The 18,023-nt window shown below is 61.4% G+C and carries 18 protein-coding genes; 4 read left to right on the top strand and 14 right to left on the bottom strand.

Going from position 1 to position 18,023, the window contains the following annotated elements; translation table 11 throughout:
- The first annotated feature begins 43 nt into the window (after positions 1 to 43).
- A complete protein-coding gene (locus AGR7B_RS23120) occupies positions 44 to 511 on the top strand; it encodes a hypothetical protein (RefSeq protein ID WP_080858039.1) in 468 nt (155 codons plus the stop codon).
- 60 nt (positions 512 to 571) lie between these two features.
- Here the strand turns inward: AGR7B_RS23120 and betC are convergent, their stop codons facing one another.
- Positions 572 to 2,086, bottom strand: coding sequence for a choline-sulfatase (betC, locus tag AGR7B_RS23115; RefSeq protein WP_080858038.1), 1,515 nt, complete (start codon positions 2,084 to 2,086; stop codon positions 572 to 574).
- A 14-nt stretch (positions 2,087 to 2,100) separates the two neighbouring features.
- On the bottom strand, positions 2,101 to 3,054 hold the full coding sequence (gene choX / locus AGR7B_RS23110; protein WP_080858037.1) for a choline ABC transporter substrate-binding protein: 954 nt from the start codon (positions 3,052 to 3,054) through the stop codon (positions 2,101 to 2,103).
- A 94-nt stretch (positions 3,055 to 3,148) separates the two neighbouring features.
- On the opposite strand from choX, the gene AGR7B_RS23105 reads away from it, so the two are divergent.
- Complete coding sequence (locus tag AGR7B_RS23105; RefSeq protein WP_080858036.1) at positions 3,149 to 4,045, top strand: choline sulfate utilization transcriptional regulator; 897 nt, start codon at positions 3,149 to 3,151, stop codon at positions 4,043 to 4,045.
- Positions 4,046 to 4,068: 23 nt separating this feature from the next.
- On the opposite strand, the gene AGR7B_RS23100 is transcribed toward AGR7B_RS23105, so the two are convergent.
- The 6 genes from AGR7B_RS23100 to AGR7B_RS23075 form a co-directional block, all read right to left on the bottom strand.
- Positions 4,069 to 5,520, bottom strand: a complete 1,452-nt coding sequence (locus AGR7B_RS23100) for an aldehyde dehydrogenase (RefSeq protein ID WP_080858035.1) — start codon at positions 5,518 to 5,520, stop codon at positions 4,069 to 4,071.
- A gap of 16 nt (positions 5,521 to 5,536) precedes the next feature.
- Positions 5,537 to 6,259, bottom strand: a complete 723-nt coding sequence (locus AGR7B_RS23095) for an ABC transporter ATP-binding protein (RefSeq protein WP_080858034.1) — start codon at positions 6,257 to 6,259, stop codon at positions 5,537 to 5,539.
- Positions 6,252 to 6,980 (bottom strand): ABC transporter ATP-binding protein, encoded by a 729-nt coding sequence (locus AGR7B_RS23090; protein WP_065657667.1) that lies wholly within the window; start codon positions 6,978 to 6,980, stop codon positions 6,252 to 6,254. Before AGR7B_RS23090 ends, AGR7B_RS23095 begins: the two co-directional genes overlap by 8 nt.
- On the bottom strand, positions 6,977 to 7,885 hold the full coding sequence (locus AGR7B_RS23085; RefSeq protein WP_003521750.1) for a branched-chain amino acid ABC transporter permease: 909 nt from the start codon (positions 7,883 to 7,885) through the stop codon (positions 6,977 to 6,979). Before AGR7B_RS23085 ends, AGR7B_RS23090 begins: the two co-directional genes overlap by 4 nt.
- Positions 7,882 to 8,754, bottom strand: coding sequence for a branched-chain amino acid ABC transporter permease (locus tag AGR7B_RS23080; RefSeq protein ID WP_080858033.1), 873 nt, complete (start codon positions 8,752 to 8,754; stop codon positions 7,882 to 7,884). The genes AGR7B_RS23085 and AGR7B_RS23080 overlap by 4 nt, the downstream gene beginning before the upstream one ends.
- Positions 8,755 to 8,824: 70 nt before the next feature.
- Positions 8,825 to 10,039: an amino acid ABC transporter substrate-binding protein gene (locus AGR7B_RS23075; protein ID WP_080858032.1), complete on the bottom strand. Its 1,215-nt coding sequence runs from the start codon at positions 10,037 to 10,039 to the stop codon at positions 8,825 to 8,827.
- Positions 10,040 to 10,173: 134 nt separating this feature from the next.
- Between AGR7B_RS23075 and AGR7B_RS23070 the strand changes: the two genes are divergently transcribed.
- A complete protein-coding gene (locus tag AGR7B_RS23070) occupies positions 10,174 to 11,046 on the top strand; it encodes a helix-turn-helix transcriptional regulator (protein ID WP_080858031.1) in 873 nt (290 codons plus the stop codon).
- 19 nt (positions 11,047 to 11,065) lie between these two features.
- On the opposite strand, the gene AGR7B_RS23065 is transcribed toward AGR7B_RS23070, so the two are convergent.
- The 6 genes from AGR7B_RS23065 to AGR7B_RS23040 form a co-directional block, all read right to left on the bottom strand.
- Positions 11,066 to 11,365 (bottom strand): HigA family addiction module antitoxin, encoded by a 300-nt coding sequence (locus tag AGR7B_RS23065; protein WP_078053925.1) that lies wholly within the window; start codon positions 11,363 to 11,365, stop codon positions 11,066 to 11,068.
- Positions 11,366 to 11,420: 55 nt separating this feature from the next.
- Positions 11,421 to 11,702: a type II toxin-antitoxin system RelE/ParE family toxin gene (locus AGR7B_RS23060; protein WP_035264269.1), complete on the bottom strand. Its 282-nt coding sequence runs from the start codon at positions 11,700 to 11,702 to the stop codon at positions 11,421 to 11,423.
- 61 nt (positions 11,703 to 11,763) lie between these two features.
- Positions 11,764 to 12,588 carry an ABC transporter ATP-binding protein gene (locus tag AGR7B_RS23055; protein WP_065657662.1) on the bottom strand — a complete coding sequence of 275 codons (825 nt, stop codon included), beginning with the start codon at positions 12,586 to 12,588 and terminating at the stop codon, positions 11,764 to 11,766.
- Positions 12,585 to 13,619: a FecCD family ABC transporter permease gene (locus AGR7B_RS23050; protein ID WP_080858030.1), complete on the bottom strand. Its 1,035-nt coding sequence runs from the start codon at positions 13,617 to 13,619 to the stop codon at positions 12,585 to 12,587. Before AGR7B_RS23050 ends, AGR7B_RS23055 begins: the two co-directional genes overlap by 4 nt.
- A 2-nt stretch (positions 13,620 to 13,621) precedes the next feature.
- Positions 13,622 to 14,659, bottom strand: coding sequence for a FecCD family ABC transporter permease (locus AGR7B_RS23045; RefSeq protein WP_425352632.1), 1,038 nt, complete (start codon positions 14,657 to 14,659; stop codon positions 13,622 to 13,624).
- Positions 14,660 to 14,661: 2 nt separating this feature from the next.
- Positions 14,662 to 15,672, bottom strand: coding sequence for an iron-siderophore ABC transporter substrate-binding protein (locus AGR7B_RS23040; protein ID WP_080858028.1), 1,011 nt, complete (start codon positions 15,670 to 15,672; stop codon positions 14,662 to 14,664).
- A gap of 221 nt (positions 15,673 to 15,893) precedes the next feature.
- On the opposite strand from AGR7B_RS23040, the gene AGR7B_RS23035 reads away from it, so the two are divergent.
- On the top strand, positions 15,894 to 18,014 hold the full coding sequence (locus tag AGR7B_RS23035) for a TonB-dependent siderophore receptor (RefSeq protein ID WP_080858027.1): 2,121 nt from the start codon (positions 15,894 to 15,896) through the stop codon (positions 18,012 to 18,014).
- Positions 18,015 to 18,023: the final 9 nt, after the last annotated feature.

The following is an 18,023-nucleotide window of genomic DNA, read 5'->3' as shown; positions in this document are numbered from 1 at the left end:
CGATTAAGGATGGGCGTTACGCCCTTTTTGGAGACCCGCCGAGGTGAAGAGCATAATCCGGACGATCCTCGTCTTTCCGCTTAGGGCGATCATCGTTTTCGCCCTCATCCTCGACGGCATTTTCCGCCCGCTTTACCGGCCCGTCATCAGGGCCATATCCGGGCTGACATTCATCAAGCGACTGGAAAGCCGGATCGCGCGATTGCCGCGTCTTGCCATTCTCTTTTGCCTTGCGGTGCCCTTCGCCATCGCCGAACCCATGAAGATCATCGGTCTCGTCCTCATTGCCCATGGCGCCGTCAAAGCGGGACTGGTTCTGACGGTCCTTGCCCATCTCGCGACATTCCTCATCGTCGAGCGCATTTATCACGCCGGCCGGGAAAAGCTCCTCACCTATCCCTGGCTCGCATGGATCATGCGCTATGTGCGTTTCGCGCGTTCATTCTACGATCGCTTCAAACTTGCAGCGCTGAACTGGGTCAGGCTCCGGCTTCTCGCGTCGCTGCGATGAAAAGCAGGTCGTTTCCATTGGCGACGAACCTAAAAATGCGGCGCGATCCGCCCTACCGCTTCATTCCCCGCGCGGATACCGCTGGTTTTCCTCCAGCACGTTGAGGTCCATGTGGTTGCGCATATAGCGCTCGGAGGCTTTCTGCAAAGGCTGGTAATCCCACGGGTAATAAGCGCCGTTGCGCAACGCCTTGTAGACCACCCAGCGCCTTGCCTGGCTTTCCCGCACCGCCGCGTCGAAAACCGGGAGCTGCCATCGCCGGTCGATTTCAGCGGAAAGCGATGAGAGAACGTCGCTGAAAGCGGGATCGCCAGCAAGGTTTGTGCGTTCCTCGGGGTCCGCCTCGATATCATAGAGCAACGGCGGATCGGCCTCGCAGACCGATAGCTTGTAGCGGCCGTCGCGAAGGGCGACGAGCGGTCCTATCGAGCCTTCGGCGGCATATTCCATCGGCACCGGGCCATGCTCGCCAGTCCCCGCCGCCAGCGCCGCCAGATCCTCGCCATCCGTCCAGCGCTTGAGCGAGGTGATATCGAGCCCCGCCAAACCGCAGAGCGTCGGCGTGACATCGAGCGTTGAGACTGGCGTGTCGATAAGGGCCGGCTGCCAGCCCGGCGCGGCCACCATCAAGGGCACGCGGGCGGAACCTTCGAAGAAACACATCTTGAACCACAGCCCGCGTTCGCCCAGCATATCGCCATGGTCGGACAGGAAGAGGATGATCGTGTCCTCCTCCATCCGCGTCGCCTTCAGCACCTGGAGGATTTCGCCGACCTTTTCGTCGATATAGGAGATATTGGCGAAATATCCGCGCCGTGCGCGGCGTATCTGTTCCGGCGAGATATCGAAAGCCTTATGGTCGCAGGCTTCCAGCAACCGTTTCGAATGCGGATCCTGCTCGTCGAAGGCAATCGCCGATGTCTGCGGATCAAGCTCGGGGCAGTCTTCGTAGAGGTCCCAGAATTTGCGCCGCGCCACATAGGGGTCGTGCGGGTGGGTGAAGCTGACCGTCAGGCACCACGGTCGGTCATCGAGGCGGCGCGACAGGTCGTAGAGCTTGCGGGTGGCGTGATAGGCCACCTCGTCATCATATTCCATCTGGTTGGTGATTTCGGCAACGCCTGCGCCGGTGACCGAACCGAGATTGTGATACCACCAGTCGATGCGCTCGCCGGGCTTGGTGTAATCAGGCGTCCAGCCGAAATCGGCGGGATAAATATCCGTCGTCAGGCGCTCCTCGAAGCCATGCAGCTGGTCCGGCCCGACGAAATGCATCTTGCCTGAAAGGCCGGTGTAATAACCCGCCGCCCGCAGGTGGTGCGCATAGGTCGGAATATCGGAAGCAAATTCGGCGGCATTATCGTAAACCCGCGTGCGGCTCGGCAATTGCCCGGACATGAAGGAGGCGCGGGCGGGTGCGCAGAGCGGGCTTGCCGTATAGGTGTTGGCGAAGCGGACAGACCGCTCCGCCAACGCTTTCAGATGGGGTGCGTGGAGGAAATCGGCCGGACCATCGGGAAAAAACGTCCCGTTGAACTGGTCGGCCATCAGGATCAGGATATTGGGACGCGGCATTTCCACTTTCCGACTTAGAGACCAAGCTTGCCTTTGACGGCGTCCGCACCCGGCTTGCCATCCAGCGTGGTAACGCCCTGCATCCAGCCGTCGAGCGCTTTCGGATTGGCCTTCAGCCATGCAGCTGCCGCCGCCTTCGAATCCTCACCACCAAGAATGGAGCCCATCAGGCTGTTTTCCATACCGATATCGAATTTCAGGTTCTTGAACAGCGTCGCCGCATTCGGGCATTGCTGCGGCCAGCCGGTGCGGGCAAGCGTATAGACTTCCGCGCCGCCGAAATTCGGGCCGAAATAGGCGTCGCCGCCGGAGAGATAGGCGATATCGATCTTCTCATTCATCGGATGCGGCGCCCAGGCGAGGAAGACCACGGCCTTCTTGTCCCTGCCCGCCCGCTCCACCTGCGCCAGCATCGCCTGCTCGCCGGATTCGACGAGCTGCCAGCCCTTCAGGCCGAAATCATTGGCGTCGATGATCTTCTGGATATTCTGGTTGGCGGGCGCACCGGGCTCGATGCCGTAAATCTTGCTTTCGAATTCATCGGCATGTTTGGCGAGATCGGCGAAATCCTTGACGCCCTTTTCCGCCATGTAAGATGGCACTGCCAGCGTAAACTTTGCGCCTTCAAGATTCTTCGTCATCACCTCGGCCGCCTTGGCGGCGTTCAGATCGTCCACGAAGGATTTCTGCGCCGGCATCCAGTTGCCGAGGAAAACATCGATTTCGCCGTTCTTCATCGCCTGATAGCCAATCGGCACCGACAGCGTCTTGACGTCAGCCTCATAACCCAGCGCATCGAGCAAAACGGAAGCGACGCCGTTGGTGGCGGTAATGTCGGTCCAGCCGGGATCGCTGAGACGGATCGTCTTGCAGGCCGCGTCATCGGCCGCCTGAAGCGGGGTGGAGAAGGCCGCCACGGACAGAAAAAGACCGGCGGCGATGCGATGCAGATGAGAAACGGTTTTCATTGCGGCTCCCCTTTTATCAATCCAGTTTATTGAACACCACGTTGCTTTTGCCTGTGAAGCGGGTATTTTTCGATGGTTGATATAAGGAATTTTAATGTCAGACCGGCCGCTTGATCTGGGATGGATGCGCATTTTCACCGAGGTTGCCCGCCGCGGCAGCCTGACGGCGGCTGCGGCATCCCTGCGGCTGACGCAGCCGGCCGTAAGCTATCAGATTCGCCGGCTGGAGGATGAGCTGGGTGTAACCCTCATCCGGCGCAAACATCGCGGCATCGAACTCACGGCCGAAGGCCAGCGGCTGTTCGAGATCGTCTCGCGCAATGTCGACGCCATCGACCTTCTCGCACAGCAGCTGCGCCGGACGGAGGAGCGCCAGACCATCCGCCTGCACACGGACTATGCCTTCTCGTCCCTGTGGCTCATCCCGAGAATGCATGGTTTTCGCGCGCTCAATCCTGACATCAATATCCAGATCGTCGCAACGCAGGACCCGCTCGGCCAGGGCAAACACGATAGCGACGTGATGATCATTTTCGGAACGCGGCAGGAAGCGGGCGACGGGGCGGTATTGCTGCTTTCGGAAAAGGTCACGCCGGTCTGCTCGCCTGCCCTGCTGGCCGGGACACCGGCACCCGCAACCGTTGCGGATTTTTCGCGGCGGAAGCTCATCCACCTCGAAAATACCTCGCAGGCGCATTGGTTCGACTGGCCTTCCTATTTCAAGCATTTTGGCGTGCATCGCGGTGCCGAGCATGATGGCGGCGATATCAGCTTCAACAATTACACCATGGTGGTGCAGGCAACCATCGGCGAACAGGGTTTCGCGCTCGGCTGGGCGGGACTGGTCGATCCGTTGCTTGAGGCCGGCGTGCTGGTGACGGCAGGCCCAAGCCTCGATGCGCCAGGACGCGGCTACTGGCTGATGCGGCCGAAAAGCAGCGACAGCGCGGTGAGGAAACTCACCGGCTGGCTGATCGACGAGCGGCGATGACGCCGCCCGCCAGCACTCTTGGTTCAGATCGGATAATGCAGCGGCCCGTCCTGCAGCGTGACCCAGCGTAGCTCAGTGAATTCCGCAATGCCCGCCGTACCGCCGAAGCGGCCGTAACCGGAAGCCTTGACCCCGCCGAAGGGCATCTGCGCCTCATCGTGAACGGTTGGGCCGTTGATGTGGCAAATGCCGCTTTCGATGCGGGCGGCAATCGAAAGCGCTCTTGCCTGATCCCTGCCGAAAATCGCAGCCGAAAGTCCGAACTCGGTTTCGTTGGCGATGCTCACCGCCTCATCGATGCTGCCGGCCCTGATGATGGAGACGACAGGACCGAAACTTTCCTCCGCATAGAGCCGCATGGCGGGAGTGACGCCATCGACGGCAATCGCATCGAGCATCGTGCCGTTGCCGCCGCCACCGGCAACCTGCCGAGCGCCCTTGGAGACAGCGTCATCCACCAACGACCGAATGCGGGATGTCGCCTCCGCACTGACCAGTGAGCCGAGCGGTGTTTTGCCTTCACGCGGATCGCCAGCAGTAAGGCTCGAAGCTTTCTTGGCGAAGGCCTCCACAAATGCATCGGCGACGCTGTCGAGCACGATGATGCGCTCCGTCGACATGCAGATCTGGCCCTGGTTCATATAAGCGCCGAAAGCGGCAGCCGCGACAGCCGCATCGATATCGGCGTCATCAAGCACGATGAACGGCGCCTTGCCGCCCAGTTCCAGCAAAGCGGGTTTCAGATAACGGCCGGCGGTTTCGGCAATCACCCGGCCAACGCGGGTCGAGCCGGTGAAATTCACGCGTCTGACGGCGGGGTGTGCGATAAGCGTATCGACGATCTTTGCCGCATCTTCGGGCGCATTGGAGACGGCGTTGAGCACGCCCTTGGGCAGACCCGCCGAAGCGACGGCTTCAATGATCAGCGCATGGGTGCGCGGGCACAGTTCCGAGGTCTTCATGACAACCGTATTGCCGCAGGCGAGCGGCGTGGCGATGGAGCGCACGCCGAGAATGACCGGCGCGTTCCACGGCGCGATGGACAGCACGACACCGGCGGGCTGGCGCAGCGCCATCGCCATGGTTCCGGGACGGTTGGAAGGGATGACCTCTCCCTTGATCTGGGTCGTCAGGCTTGCCGCCTCCACCAGCATATCGCTTGCCAGTTTGACGTTGAAACCGGCCCAGGCATCGGTTGCGCCGATTTCTTCCTTCATCGCCTGGGTAATGTCAGGCCCGGCGGCGAGAAGCGCCTGCGCGGCAGCCAGAAGCAGGCGGCGGCGTTCACCGGGCGGCGTTGCCGACCAGACCGGGAAAGCGGCCGCCGCGGCATCGGCTGCCCGGGTGGCGTCCTCCACCGTTGCCGCCGCAGCACTCGTCGCCACATCGCCGGTGATGGGGTTGCTGCGTTCGAAACGCTTGCCGCTTGTGGCCGGGCAATGGTCGCCGCCGATGAAAAGATTGACTGTCTGCATGGTCTTCCTCCTGAATTCAGACAATGGCGGCGGTGGTGCCGCCAAGAAACGCCCGTTGCACGGCGGGATCGGCGGACAGGGCCTCAGCCGTGCCTGCCCCGACAATCCGCCCTGCTTCAAGCAAATATCCGCGATCGGCAAGTGAGAGGCTTTCGCGCACATTCTGCTCCACAATCAGAATGGAAAGGCCGCTCTTCTTGATCTCCGCCAGAGCGGCAAAAAGTTCCTGCGTAACGATGGGCGCAAGGCCAAGGCTCGGCTCGTCCAGCAGCAGATAATCGGGTGCCGACATCAGCGCGCGGCCGATGGCGACCATCTGCTGTTCGCCGCCGGACATGGTGCCGGCCAGCTGCTGCCGACGCTCGGCAAGGCGGGGAAACAGCGAAAAAATGTGCTCTCGTGTCGCCTTTTCCGCTAAGCGGGCATGGCGGGGGTTGGCCCCGAGACGGAGATTGTCCTCCACCGTCAGCGCCGCGAAAATTCCGCGTCCCTCCGGCACCAGCGCCACGCCCCGCTCTACAATCTGATGAGCGGGGACAGCGGCAAGCGACGCGCCATTGACGCGCACTTCGCCGGAGACCGGAGCCACCATGCCGCCGACCGCTTTCAGCAGCGACGACTTGCCAGCGCCATTGGCGCCGAGCAGCACCACCGTTTCGCCCTTGGCAACATTGAGCGATATGCCGTCAACCGCGAGATGTTTGCCATAGCGAATTGTCAGTGCATCTATTTCAAGCATGTGCCGCTCCTAGATAGGCGGAAATGACCTGCGGATCGTCAAGCACCGTTGCCGTCGGCCCGTCAGCGATCTTGCGACCGGCGGCCATGACCACGGAGCGCGGGCAAAGCGCGCGCACGGCGGCCATGATATGTTCCACCAGCAGGATCGTCGTACCCTCGGACGCCAGCCGCCGGATCAGCGCTATTCCTTCCTGCAGCTCCGTGGGGTTGAGGCCCGCAAGCCATTCATCGAGAAGCAGAAGCTTCGGTTCGCCCGCCAGCGCACGCGCCAGTTCAAGGCGTTTCTGGTCGATATAGGTTAGATCGCCGGCCGGTATGGTTTCCCGCCCGGCAAGGCCTATTCTTTCGAGGCAGGCGCGCGCGACCTTCTCCGCCTCGGGGCGTGAAAGCCGCTGCGGGCCGAACATGGCCGATACGGCGACGTTTTCGAGCAGGGAAAGCGACGGCAAAAGCCGCACAAGCTGGAAGGTGCGCGCCACGCCGGCGCGCGCAATCACATCCGGCCGCCGGCCTGCAATCTCCTGCCCTTTCAGTCGGATAGACCCTTCAGTGGGCTTCAGCGCCCCGGAGATAAGGTTCATCAGCGTCGTCTTGCCGGAACCGTTCGGGCCGAGCAGCCCGACGACCTCGCCAGCCTCGATGGTGAGGCCAAGGCCATCCACCGCCTTCAGTCCGCCGAAAGTCTTGCGGATATCGGTGATTTCGAGAACGGCGCTCATGCGGCTTTCTCCTTTTTGCGCAATTTCTCCAGCGCCGCCAGCACGCCATCCGGCAGCACGAAGACGATGAGGATGAAGAGAGCGCCGAGGATGATGGAAAAATGGTTGGGGAAGTTCGCGCCCAGCCACTCGAACAGCAGGAACAGGGGCACCGCACCGAGAATGGGTCCCCAGCGGCGTGTGGCTCCACCAAGCAACGCCATGATGACGGTGAGGAACGAGACCTGCGGATTAAACACGATGGCCGGCTCGATATAGACCCAGCGCGGGGCTTGAATGGCGCCGACAAGCGTGATGATCGTGGCCGACAGCACGAAGAGCGTCAGCTTGGTGCGGGCCAGATTGATACCCGCATGGGCGGCCACGACCTCGTCGTCACCGATTGCCTTCAATGCCAGTCCGAGCTTGCTGCGGTCGATCAGGATTGCCAGCAGGAGGGTGATGACAGCCAGCGCCAGCAATTGCCATAGCACATGCTGCGGCTCCAGCGGCAGGAAGATGTAACGCCCGAGCGTGCCGGTCACATTCACCTCATACCAGGTGATGAGCTGGCGGATGAGTTCGGCAAGGCCAAAGGAAAAGATCACGAAATAAATGCCGGCGACGCGCAGCGTGGACAGCCCGACGACAAGCGCCAGCGCCGCGCCGACAAGGGCCGCGCACAGCAGCACTAGCGGCCATGGCAAAACCTCGCTCAGCACCGCAACCGTATAGGCCCCGACACCGAAGAAGGCGACGGTGGCGAGCGAAATGTAACGCGTCGGGCCGGAAAACATCGCCCAGGCGGAGGCCAGCGTCGCATAACCGAGAAGGCCGATGATGACGCCGACGCCATAGGCATCGAAGAAGAAAGGGGAAAGCGCCAGCAGCGCGGCTGCGGCAAGGCCGATGAGAAGCGGGATCATTTGCCCCTCCTTGCGAAGATGCCTTCCGGACGCCAGAGCAGCACCACGAGAAAGAGCAGATAGGTGGCGGCAAGCGTGAGGCCGGGATCGACATAAACGAGCACGAAGGTTTCCACGAGACCGAGCAGCAGGCCGGCCACCAGCGCGCCGAGCAGATTGCCGACACCGCCCATGATGACGACGACAAGCGCCTTCATGGTGAAGACCACGCCATAGGAGGCGGAAAAGGTCTGGTACATCGAAATCATCACCCCGCCTGCCACGGCGAGTGCTCCGCCAAGCGCAAAGCCGATTGAGGCCACACGGTTCACATCAATGCCAACCAGCGGCGCAGATTTGGGTGCCAGCGCCACCGCCCGCAGGTTGAGGCCCCAGCGGCTGTGGGTGAGCGCCAGATAAAGCCCTCCGCCGATTGCGACCGACAGGATGAACGACAGGAGCCGGTTCAGCGCCACCGTCGTGCCGAAGATGTCGACGCCATCGGAGAGATAGGAATAGGAATGGTAGTTGCCGCCGAACGCCACGAGCATGATGCCCTGGATAACGAAGAGCAGCCCGAAGGTCGCCAGAATGGAATCGACTTCCAGACGGCCGGAGCCGCCCGAACGGCGCACCAGCGGCCGCATCATGACCCGGTAGATCACGAAAGACAGGGCGTAACCAAGCGGCACGATGATGAAGATCGACAAGAGCGGCGACAGGCCATAGCTGGAAAACAGCACGAATGTGATGAAGGCAGCCGCAATCAGCACTTCGCCATAGGCAAGGTTCATGATGCGGGCAATGCCATATTGCAGCGAAAGTCCAAGCGCGATCAGCGCATAGGTCCCTCCCAGCATCAAGCCGAAGATGAGGGTGGATAAAAACAAGGGAATGTCTCCAGTATGGAAGATGGCCGAAGCCTTCCGGCCGGGATTCACGACCCCGGCCGGCAAAGGCTCACCATTGCGGCTTCGGAATGACCGGCTTGGCCGCGCCTGCGCGGTCTGCGGGCGCAATCGCCACGAAACGGTCGCCCTGCCATTGCCCCGCCCACCAGAGCTGGCGAAGCTGGTTGTCTTCAAGCTTGACCGGGCCGATGACGGTGTCGAAGCTTCCCGTCGAAAGTTCATTTGCCACCGCCGCCTTGTCGAGGCCAACGCGTTGAACGGACTGGGCCAGCATTTCAAGGCTCGCATAGGTGATGGCGCTTGCCCAGCTGTCTGGCTTGGTGCCGATGAAGGCTTCGTGGCGCTTGAAATAATCCTCGATCTTGTCGCTGCTGCCATCGACGCCGCCGATGCTGATCACGCCCTCCTGCTTGCCATCGGAAACCTTCGGGAAGATCGGGAAAGCACCGCCGACGCCGACATAAAGCACCTTCGGGTTGAACTTCGCCGTTTGCGCCTGTTTCGTTACCGCAAAACTATCGGGCGGATAGGAAAAGGCGATGAAGCTGTCCGCGCCGCTCGCCGCCGCCTCGTTCACAAGTGCTGCGAAATCGGAGGTGCCGACCGGATAGGTCTTGTCATAGGCAAGCGTGAAACCCGCTTCCTTCAGCGCCGGCCGCGCGGCTTTGATGAGATCGATTCCAAAACCATCGGCCACGGAAATCACCGCGACCTTGTCGTTGATCTGGCCGGCATCGCGCGCGGCTTTCAAAACGTCTGCGAGCGCATTGGCATAGTCATGACCACCGCCGAGCATCCAGAAGCTCTTTTTCCAGCGCGCCGCGAAATCGGGCGCCTTGTCGGTAACGCCGGTCACGGCCAGTTGTGGATAACCGAAACGGTCGTAAAGCGGCGCAACAGCCAGATTGAAGCCCGTGCCCCAGGGCGGCAGGATGAAATCGACCTTGTCCTGGCTGGCCAGACGCTCGGTGAACCGCACGGCATCCTCGGCCGAGGACCGGTCGTCATACTCCACCACTTCCACCGGCAGGCGCTTGCCATCCGGAAGGGTGAGGCCGCCTGCGTCGTTGACCTCTTTCACCCATAATTTGTAGTTCGGAATGGTGGTTATGCCAGCACCCGTGGCATTGGCACCGCTTTTCGAAACGGCATAACCGATCTTCACCGAGGTACGGTCCTGCGCAATGGCGTGACCGAAAGATACCGCCGACAAGGCAGCACCGGAGAGCAGGCAGAACAGCGTTCTGCGCTTCAGATTATTCATGATGTTCCTCCCAAAGCGCCTTATCGGGGTTGCCGTTCTCCTCAAGGCTTTCCCCTGCGCTGACCAAAGTTTAGCAATGACAGCCGCATATAAAATGCACTAGTGTAGTGCATTATTGCACTTTTGGAGGCCGTATGCCGCTGCATCGCCAGATTGCCGGCAATCGCGTGGAGATCACGGCGCGCACCCTCGCCTCGACGCTGCGCATCTCCGAGTTCCGGCTGGAATCGGATAGTGCCCATCTGCTTCTCCTGTCGGCCGGGGAAGCGGAAATCATACAGGGCGAAAAGACGCTGCCTGTCCCAGCACCGGGGCTCGTCTGGTTGCCCATCGGCCCCGCCGGCCGTCTGCGGCTGACTGCCGGAAGCCGTGGATCGCTGCTGAGGACGAGCGAAATCGGGCTTGCCCATGCGATGCCCACCGGCACGAGCGCAAGCGCCGTGCGCAATATATTGCAGCGTGTTCTGACGCAGGCGCCGGCGGAGAAAGACCGGCAGGAACTCGCGGGTTATCTCGAGACCATCGCCAGCGAAAATGTCCGCGCGACAACCGGTTCGGACACGATCATCGCCAGCCTGCTCTCCGTCACCCTCATTCGCATCTGCCAGCACGCCATAGCCGATATTGCCGCAGCCGTCTCAACGCCCGGCAGCCTCACCGAGCGCTTTGTGCTGGTGGTCAGCCAGCACAAACGCGATCAATGGGGCGTGGAAGATTATGCAAGGCAGCTCGGCGTCAACCGCGAACGGCTGGGATTTGCGGTGCGCAAGGCGACGGGGCTTTCGCCGCAGGCCTATATTCACCGGGAACTGCTGTCCGAAGCGCGTGACCTTCTTCTGAACTCATCGCTGCAAGTCGCTGAAATCGCGTTCCGATTAGGATTTCAGGACCCCGGTTATTTCAATCGCTTTTTCACCCGCAACGAAGGCACGTCTCCCGGCCGGTTCAGGAGAACGGCAACGCGAATGCAGAACGTGCCGCCGCCGTCTTATGCGGCCTGGCCGTGACCTGACGGGCGGCTGAGAATTAGGCCGCTTCCAGTTCCTTGATATTGGCAAGGTCCGCTTCCAGCTTCACAGCCGCCGCCTTAATGTCAAAGGCGTTCTGCAAGTTCAGCCAATATTCCGGTGTGGTCTTGAAAAACTTTGCAAGGCGCAAGGCGGTGTCGGCGGTGATACCAAGTTTCTCTCCCGCAATCCGTTCTATGCGGGTGCGCGGAATATTGAGGTGCCTTGCAAGAGCGTAAGCCGACATGCCCAGCGGCTCAAGATAGAGTTCCCGCAGGATTTCGCCCGGATGGATCGGAGGCGATTTACTGATTGTCATGCTCGCTGGCCCTCCTTGGCCGATTTTTCATGAGCCTCTCCACGAGAATGCCAGACTAGTGATAGTCGGTTATTTCCACGCTTTCCGGCCCTGCTTCCGTCCAGACGAAGCAGATGCGCCACTGCTTGTTAATCCGGATCGAATATTGGCCCTCACGATCGCCGGACAGCTTTTCCAAACGATTGCCGGGCGGTGAGCGAAGGTCTCCTACCGTGGTCGCCGCATCCAGGATCGTGAGCAGCTGCTGGGCGCGGCGTACCAGATCGGCGGGAAAGCCCTTCTTCACAGATCCGTCGTCAATCGATGCGGTCAGCTTGTTTTTGAAAGAACGGATCATTGCTGGCCTCGTGATGTTGGTATCATAAACAGATACGCACAGAAGTCAACAGAACCGTATCTTAAAGAGATACGGCTTTTGCCGCCCCCGCCACCGTTCGATGCCGCCCGATCGGCAGCATCATCGGTTTGCCCGAGGTCGGATCTTCGATGACCCGGCTTTCGATGCCGAAGACGTGGCGGACATTCTCCTCCGTCAATACGTCCTCCGGCGTGCCGAAGACATGCAGCTTCCCGTCCCTCATGGCGACGAGATGATCGGCATAACGGGCTGCGAGATTGAGGTCGTGCAGCACCATGACGATGGTGGTCTCCCGGGCGTGGTTGAGATCGGTCAGAAGGTCCAGCACCTCGACCTGGTGGCTGATATCGAGGAAGGTGGTCGGTTCATCCAGCAGCAATATGTCTGTCTGCTGGGCGAGCGCCATGGCGATCCAGACGCGTTGCCGCTGGCCGCCGGAAAGCTCGTCCACCGGCCGCTCGGCCAGTTCCACCGTATCGGTTGCGACAAGGGCTGCGGCGACGGCCTCGTCGTCCTGTCGCGACCAGCGGGCGAACAGGCCGTGATGCGGGTGCCGGCCACGGCTGACCAGATCGGCAACCACGATGCCCTCCGGCGCTATCGGCGATTGCGGCAAAAGGCCCATGCGCCGTGCGAGATCGCGTGAGGGAAGACGATGGATCGATTTTCCATCGAGCAGAACCTGACCGGCGCGCGGCGCAATGAGCCGCGACATGCTGCGCAGCAGGGTGGACTTGCCGCAGGCATTGGCGCCGACGATGACGGTGATCTTCCCGCGCGGAATGGTAAGATCCAGCCCGTCGATGATGAGGTTTTCGCCGTAGCCTGCCGACAGGCCGTTCACGGAAAGGGAGTGGCCGGTCATAACGAGCCTCCGCTGCGGTTGACCCGCACGATAAGGTAAATCAGATAGGGCGCACCGAGCGCGCCGGTAACGACGCCGACCGGGTAACGGCCCGGCAACAGGAACTGGCCGCAATAATCGCCCAACAGCACCAGCGCCGCCCCAACCAGCGCCGCAGGAAGGAGCAGCGAGCCGTTGCTGCCGACAATGCGCGCCGCAATCGGCCCGGAGAGGAAAGCGACAAACGCGATTGGACCCGAGACCGCCGTTGCAAAGGCGATCATGCCAACGGCGGCGATGATGACGATGATCCGGGTTCGCCCCACCCGCACACCAAGCGCTGCGGCAGCGTCGTCCCCCAGTCTCAACGCTTCCAGATCACGCGCACGGCTGAGGAGCAGGCCGCCGAAAAGGATGAGCGCGAGGAGGAGCGGCAGCAGTTGCGCGATTTTCGCGCCGTTGACGCTGCCGGTCAGCCAGCGCATCGCCTCCTGCAGCGTCCATGCTGGCGCGACGGAGAGGATATAGGCGATGAAGCTTTCCAGCATGGCTGATACGCCGATGCCGACAAGGATCAGCCGCGTTCCGGCCACGCCGTTGCGGAAGGACAGGAGATAGACGAGGAGCGCGACGCCAAGACCGGCCGCGACGGCGAAGACCGAGACCAGCGGCCCGTTCATCTGCAGGACGACGATGGCAAAAACGGCCGCCGCACTCGCCCCGGAACTGATGCCGATAATATCGGGGCTGGCGAGCGGGTTGCGCAGCATGATCTGGAAGGCGACGCCGCCAAGCCCGAAGCTCAAGCCTGCCAGAATAGACAGCAGCGCACGCGGCAGGCGCAACTGCCCGACGGTGAAGGTTACCCCGGCAATGTCCTGCCCCAGCAGAACACGAACGACATCACCGGGCGGCGTGAAGGATTGCCCGAGCATCAGCGTCGTTGCGAAAGCGGCAATCAGAAGCGCCGACAGGGCGGCGATGACAAGGTGACGCCGGCGCTGACGGGCATGGCGATTGAAGACGAGATTTTCGATGACGGGAGCGTACATGGTCACAATTCACGCATCCTCTGGCGTCTGACGATCCAGATGAAGAAAGGCGCACCGACAAGGGCGGTGACGATGCCGACATCGAGTTCCGACGGCCGCGCCACGATGCGCCCGACAATATCGGCGGCAAGCAGCAGGCAGGCGCCGCCGAGCGCGGAAAACGGCAAAAGCCAGCGATTGTCCACACCGACGAGCAGGCGGCAGAGATGCGGCACCACCAGCCCGACAAAACCGATCGGCCCGCAAATGGCGGTGGCAGCACCGCAGAGGAGGATGGCGCCGCAGGAGGCCACGGCTCTGGCGACCGCAACATTCTCGCCAAGCCCGGCGGCGAGTTCATCTCCAAGCGCCAGAGAATTCAGCTTGCGCGCCGAAAGCAGGCTGACGATGAAGCCGGCGGCCAGAAAGGGCAGCACGGTCTCGATACGCTCGAAAGTCGCCCCGCCGACGCCGCCGATCTGCCAGGAGCGGATACCGCCGGCAATATCGCTGCGCGGCAGAACGACGGCGATGACGAGTGAGGAAAAGGCGACGGAGGTGGCGGCGCCCGCAAGTGCGAGTTTCAGCGGGGTCGCCCCGCCTCGCCCGAGCGAGCCGACAACATAAACGAAAACCGCTGATACCCCCGCCCCGGCAATTGCGACCATGATGAAGGCCTGAGCCGAGGCGATGCCGAACCAGACGATGCCGATGACGACGGCGAGCGACGCCCCCATGTTCACACCGAGAATGCCGGGATCGGCAAGCGGATTGCGCGTGACACCCTGCATGATGGCCCCGGCCAGCCCGAGTGCGGCGCCGGAGAGCAGGGCAAGCAGCGTGCGCGGCAAACGCACGGCAACCGCCGCCTCGGCAACCGTCTCGACGCGGCCGCTGAGCCCGCCAACAATATCCGCAAAAGAGACGTCACGCGTGCCGATGGCGACGGACAGCGCACAGAGCAGCGAGAGAAGCGCCAGCACCGCGCCAAGCCATGCCGATCGCACGCGGTTGGAGCGGCCGGCGAGCAGCACGGCCGTCGCTTTGCCTGGTCCAGACATCGTCACTGCGATGTCCCGGAGGATTTGTCGGCAGCCTTTGCCAGAAGATCGGCATAGTCCTTCAACACCCACGAAATCGACAGCGGCGTGGGATTGGAGGCGGTGCCGAGCGGGTCGCGGCCCAGCATGACGATGGCATCGTTGGCAACGGCCGGCATGCGGGCGAGAAGCGGATCGGCGCGCATGGCGTTCAGCAGCGGCTCACTGCCATAGGTCACGACGATATCGACATCGTCGAAGGCATCCACACGCTCGGCGCTGACGCCGGCGGCGAATTGCCCCGGCTTCGTGGCTTCCACGACGCTTTTCGGCGAGGCAAGCCCAAGATCGGCGAAGAACTTCACCCTGGTGTCATTGGCCGTATAGAAATTGACGACGCTGAGATTGGTGGCGTCGAGATGGGTGACGAACATGGCCGACTTGCCCTTCAGCTGCGGATGGCCGGCAACGACCTGCGCGATCTCGCCCTCGATGCGTTTGATGAGCGCCTCACCTTCCGCAACCATGCCAAGGCCGGCGCTGTTCAGCCGGATCATCTCGCGCCAGTCCGTCGCCCAGGGAGAAACGGGATAGGCAACGACAGGGGCGATCTGGCTCAGCGTATCGTAGTCGGACTGGCTGAGGCCTGAATAGGCGGCAAGGATGACATCCGGCTGCGTCGCCGCCACGGCCTCGAAATCGATGCCGTCGCCCTCGTCGAACAGCACGGGCTTTGCCGCGCTGAGTTCGGTGAGCTGCTTTGCCACCCATGGCAGCAGGCCGTCGCCATCATCATCGCCGAAATTGGCCGCCGCAAAACCAACAGGCACGATGCCGAGCGCCAGCGGCACCTCATGGTTGGCCCAGGCGACAGTTGCGACCCGCTGCGGTTTCTTCGCAATCGTGGTCGTGCCGAAAGCATGTTTGATGACGACGGGATAGCTGGTCGTCTCCTCCGCCGAGGCCATATTCGGCGCGATCAGCGACAGGAAAAGCACAAATACCGGCAGGAGGCAGCGGAATGGGCGAAGCATTGGCGAGCTCTCAAAAGTTCAAAAGTGGACTTGAACTCTCAGCTTCAATTGCCTCCGTCAAGCCCAGGCAAGAAATGCCGTCGCAACAGTGGTGAAATTTCCGGGGTTTTGTACAAAACCGCAGAAAGTTACAATACCGGACAAACTTTCTCAAGTTATTGGGCGCTTCGAGAGTGGGCCGTGGAAGCGGCGATCGGGGCATCAACTTCTGGAACATATCAATGAATATCGAAACCGAAGGCAGACACCGCAAAACCGCGCGACGTCGTTATCAGGATGCGGCGCTGCTTGCCTGCACGGCGCTTGTCGCCACCCTGCCCGGCGCCTTGCTGGCGCAGGAGGCTGCCAACACGAACAGCAGCACGGTTCTGGAACGGATCACCATCGAAAGCGGTGACAATGACCAGAAGTCCATCGTCGCCAACCGCACGACGAGTGGCAGCAAGATGGCGACCGATATTCTCGACACACCGGCCTCGGTCTCCGTCATCACCGCCAAGGAAATGCAGCAGCGCGGCGTGCAGAGCGTGGAAGAAGCGCTGCAATATACCGCCGGTGTAACCACGGATTTTTACGGCTCCGACGACCGGTTCGACTATTTCAAGATTCGCGGTTTCGACGCTTATACCTATCGCGACGGGTTGACGCTTGGCCGTCCCTTCGGCGCGCTGCGCGAGGAAACCTATGCCTATGAGCGGGTGGAAGTGCTGAAGGGCGGCAATTCCACCACCTTTGGCGTCTCAGATCCCGGCGGCTCGGTGAATTACTCCACCAAGGTGCCGAAACGCACCCGTTTCGGTGAAGCCTATATCACCGGCGGCTCCTATGGCCGCGCCGAAACCGGCTTCGATTTCGGGGACAACATCACCAGCGACGACACGCTGTCCTATCGCCTGACCGGCAAGCTCAGAAATGCCGATGCAGAATATGACTATTCCCGCGACGACGAGAAATTCTTCATGGGCGGCCTGACATGGCGTCCCACGGACGTGACCAGCCTTACCGTAGTTTACGACCACCTCAATAAGGATGGCGTTCCGGGCGGCGGCGGCCATCCGGTCGGCTCGCATTTCGACCGGAGCCGTTTCTTCGGCGAACCGGACTACAATTATCGCGGCACAAACCGCAATTCGCTGAGCGTGATGTTCGACCACGATTTCGGCTCCGGCCTGACGCTGAGTTCCAACGCCCGCTACAGCAAGGCGAATACGGACTTCGGTTATGCTTACATCTCGTCCACGCCGACCAACGGTTCGACAATCGCCAACCGGTCCTATTTCGGCAACGACACCGAGACCGAAAACTTCCTGATCGAAACGCGGCTGCAATACGATACGCGGTTTGAAAATGTCGAAAGCCGCAGCCTCGTCGGCGTCTTCTACAATGACTACACCTCCGGCAGCAAAAACTACTTCGGCGCTGCGCCGAGCATAAACTGGACGAACCCGGTCTATACCGGCGCCCCCTCCACGGTGCCGCTCTTCTCCAACTCGCTGACCGACCAGAAGACTAGAGCGATCTACCTGCAACAGGACCTGACCTTCTTCGACAGGCTGATCGTCAGCGCCGGCCTGCGCAACGACTGGATCGACACCGACCAGACCAACCGGCTGAACGGCACGACGGCGAGCGGCGACATCAGCGAACTGACCAAGCGTATCGGCGTATCCTACAAGGTCACCAATGAGATCGCGCCCTATATCAGTTACGCCGAGTCGGTGGTGCCGGCATCTGGTCTTACGGTAGAGCCCGAACGCGGCGAACAGATCGAACTCGGCGTGAAATATCGTCCGGACGCTTTCCCGGCCCTGTTCACCGCGTCGATCTACGATCTGAAGAAGAACAACATCACCGTCACCAGCCCGATCACCAGCCTGCCGACGACCATCGGCGAGGTGCGTGTGCGCGGTCTCGATCTCGAAGCCAAGGCGGAAGTGACCGACAATCTCAGCCTGACGGCGGCCTATTCCTATCTCGACGCGGAAATCACTGAAAACGGCACCGGCGGCAATGTCGGCAACCGGCCGCAATTCGTGCCCGAGCATCAGGCCTCGCTGTGGGTCAACTACACGCTTGCGGGCAACGACCATTTCGGCGACATGACCTTCGGTCTCGGCGGCCGCTATACCGGCGCTTATTATTTCGACAATGCCAACAAGGTCGAAACCGGAAGCAGCGTGACCGTGGATGCAGCGTTCAGCTACAAGATTCAGGAAACCGCCTCGCTGGACGTCAATGTTTCCAACATCTTTAACGAAAAACACGTCTCTTATGGCGGGTTCGGCGCTGACTTTTACAATCCCGGCCGGGCGTTTTCCGTAACTTTGCGAAAGACATGGTGAAAATCGATA

The sequence above is a fragment of the Agrobacterium deltaense RV3 genome (assembly GCF_900013505.1).
Lineage (GTDB): Bacteria > Pseudomonadota > Alphaproteobacteria > Rhizobiales > Rhizobiaceae > Agrobacterium > Agrobacterium leguminum.
The sequence above is the reverse complement of the archived record's forward strand: the minus strand, read 5'-3'. Positions and strand labels throughout refer to the sequence as shown.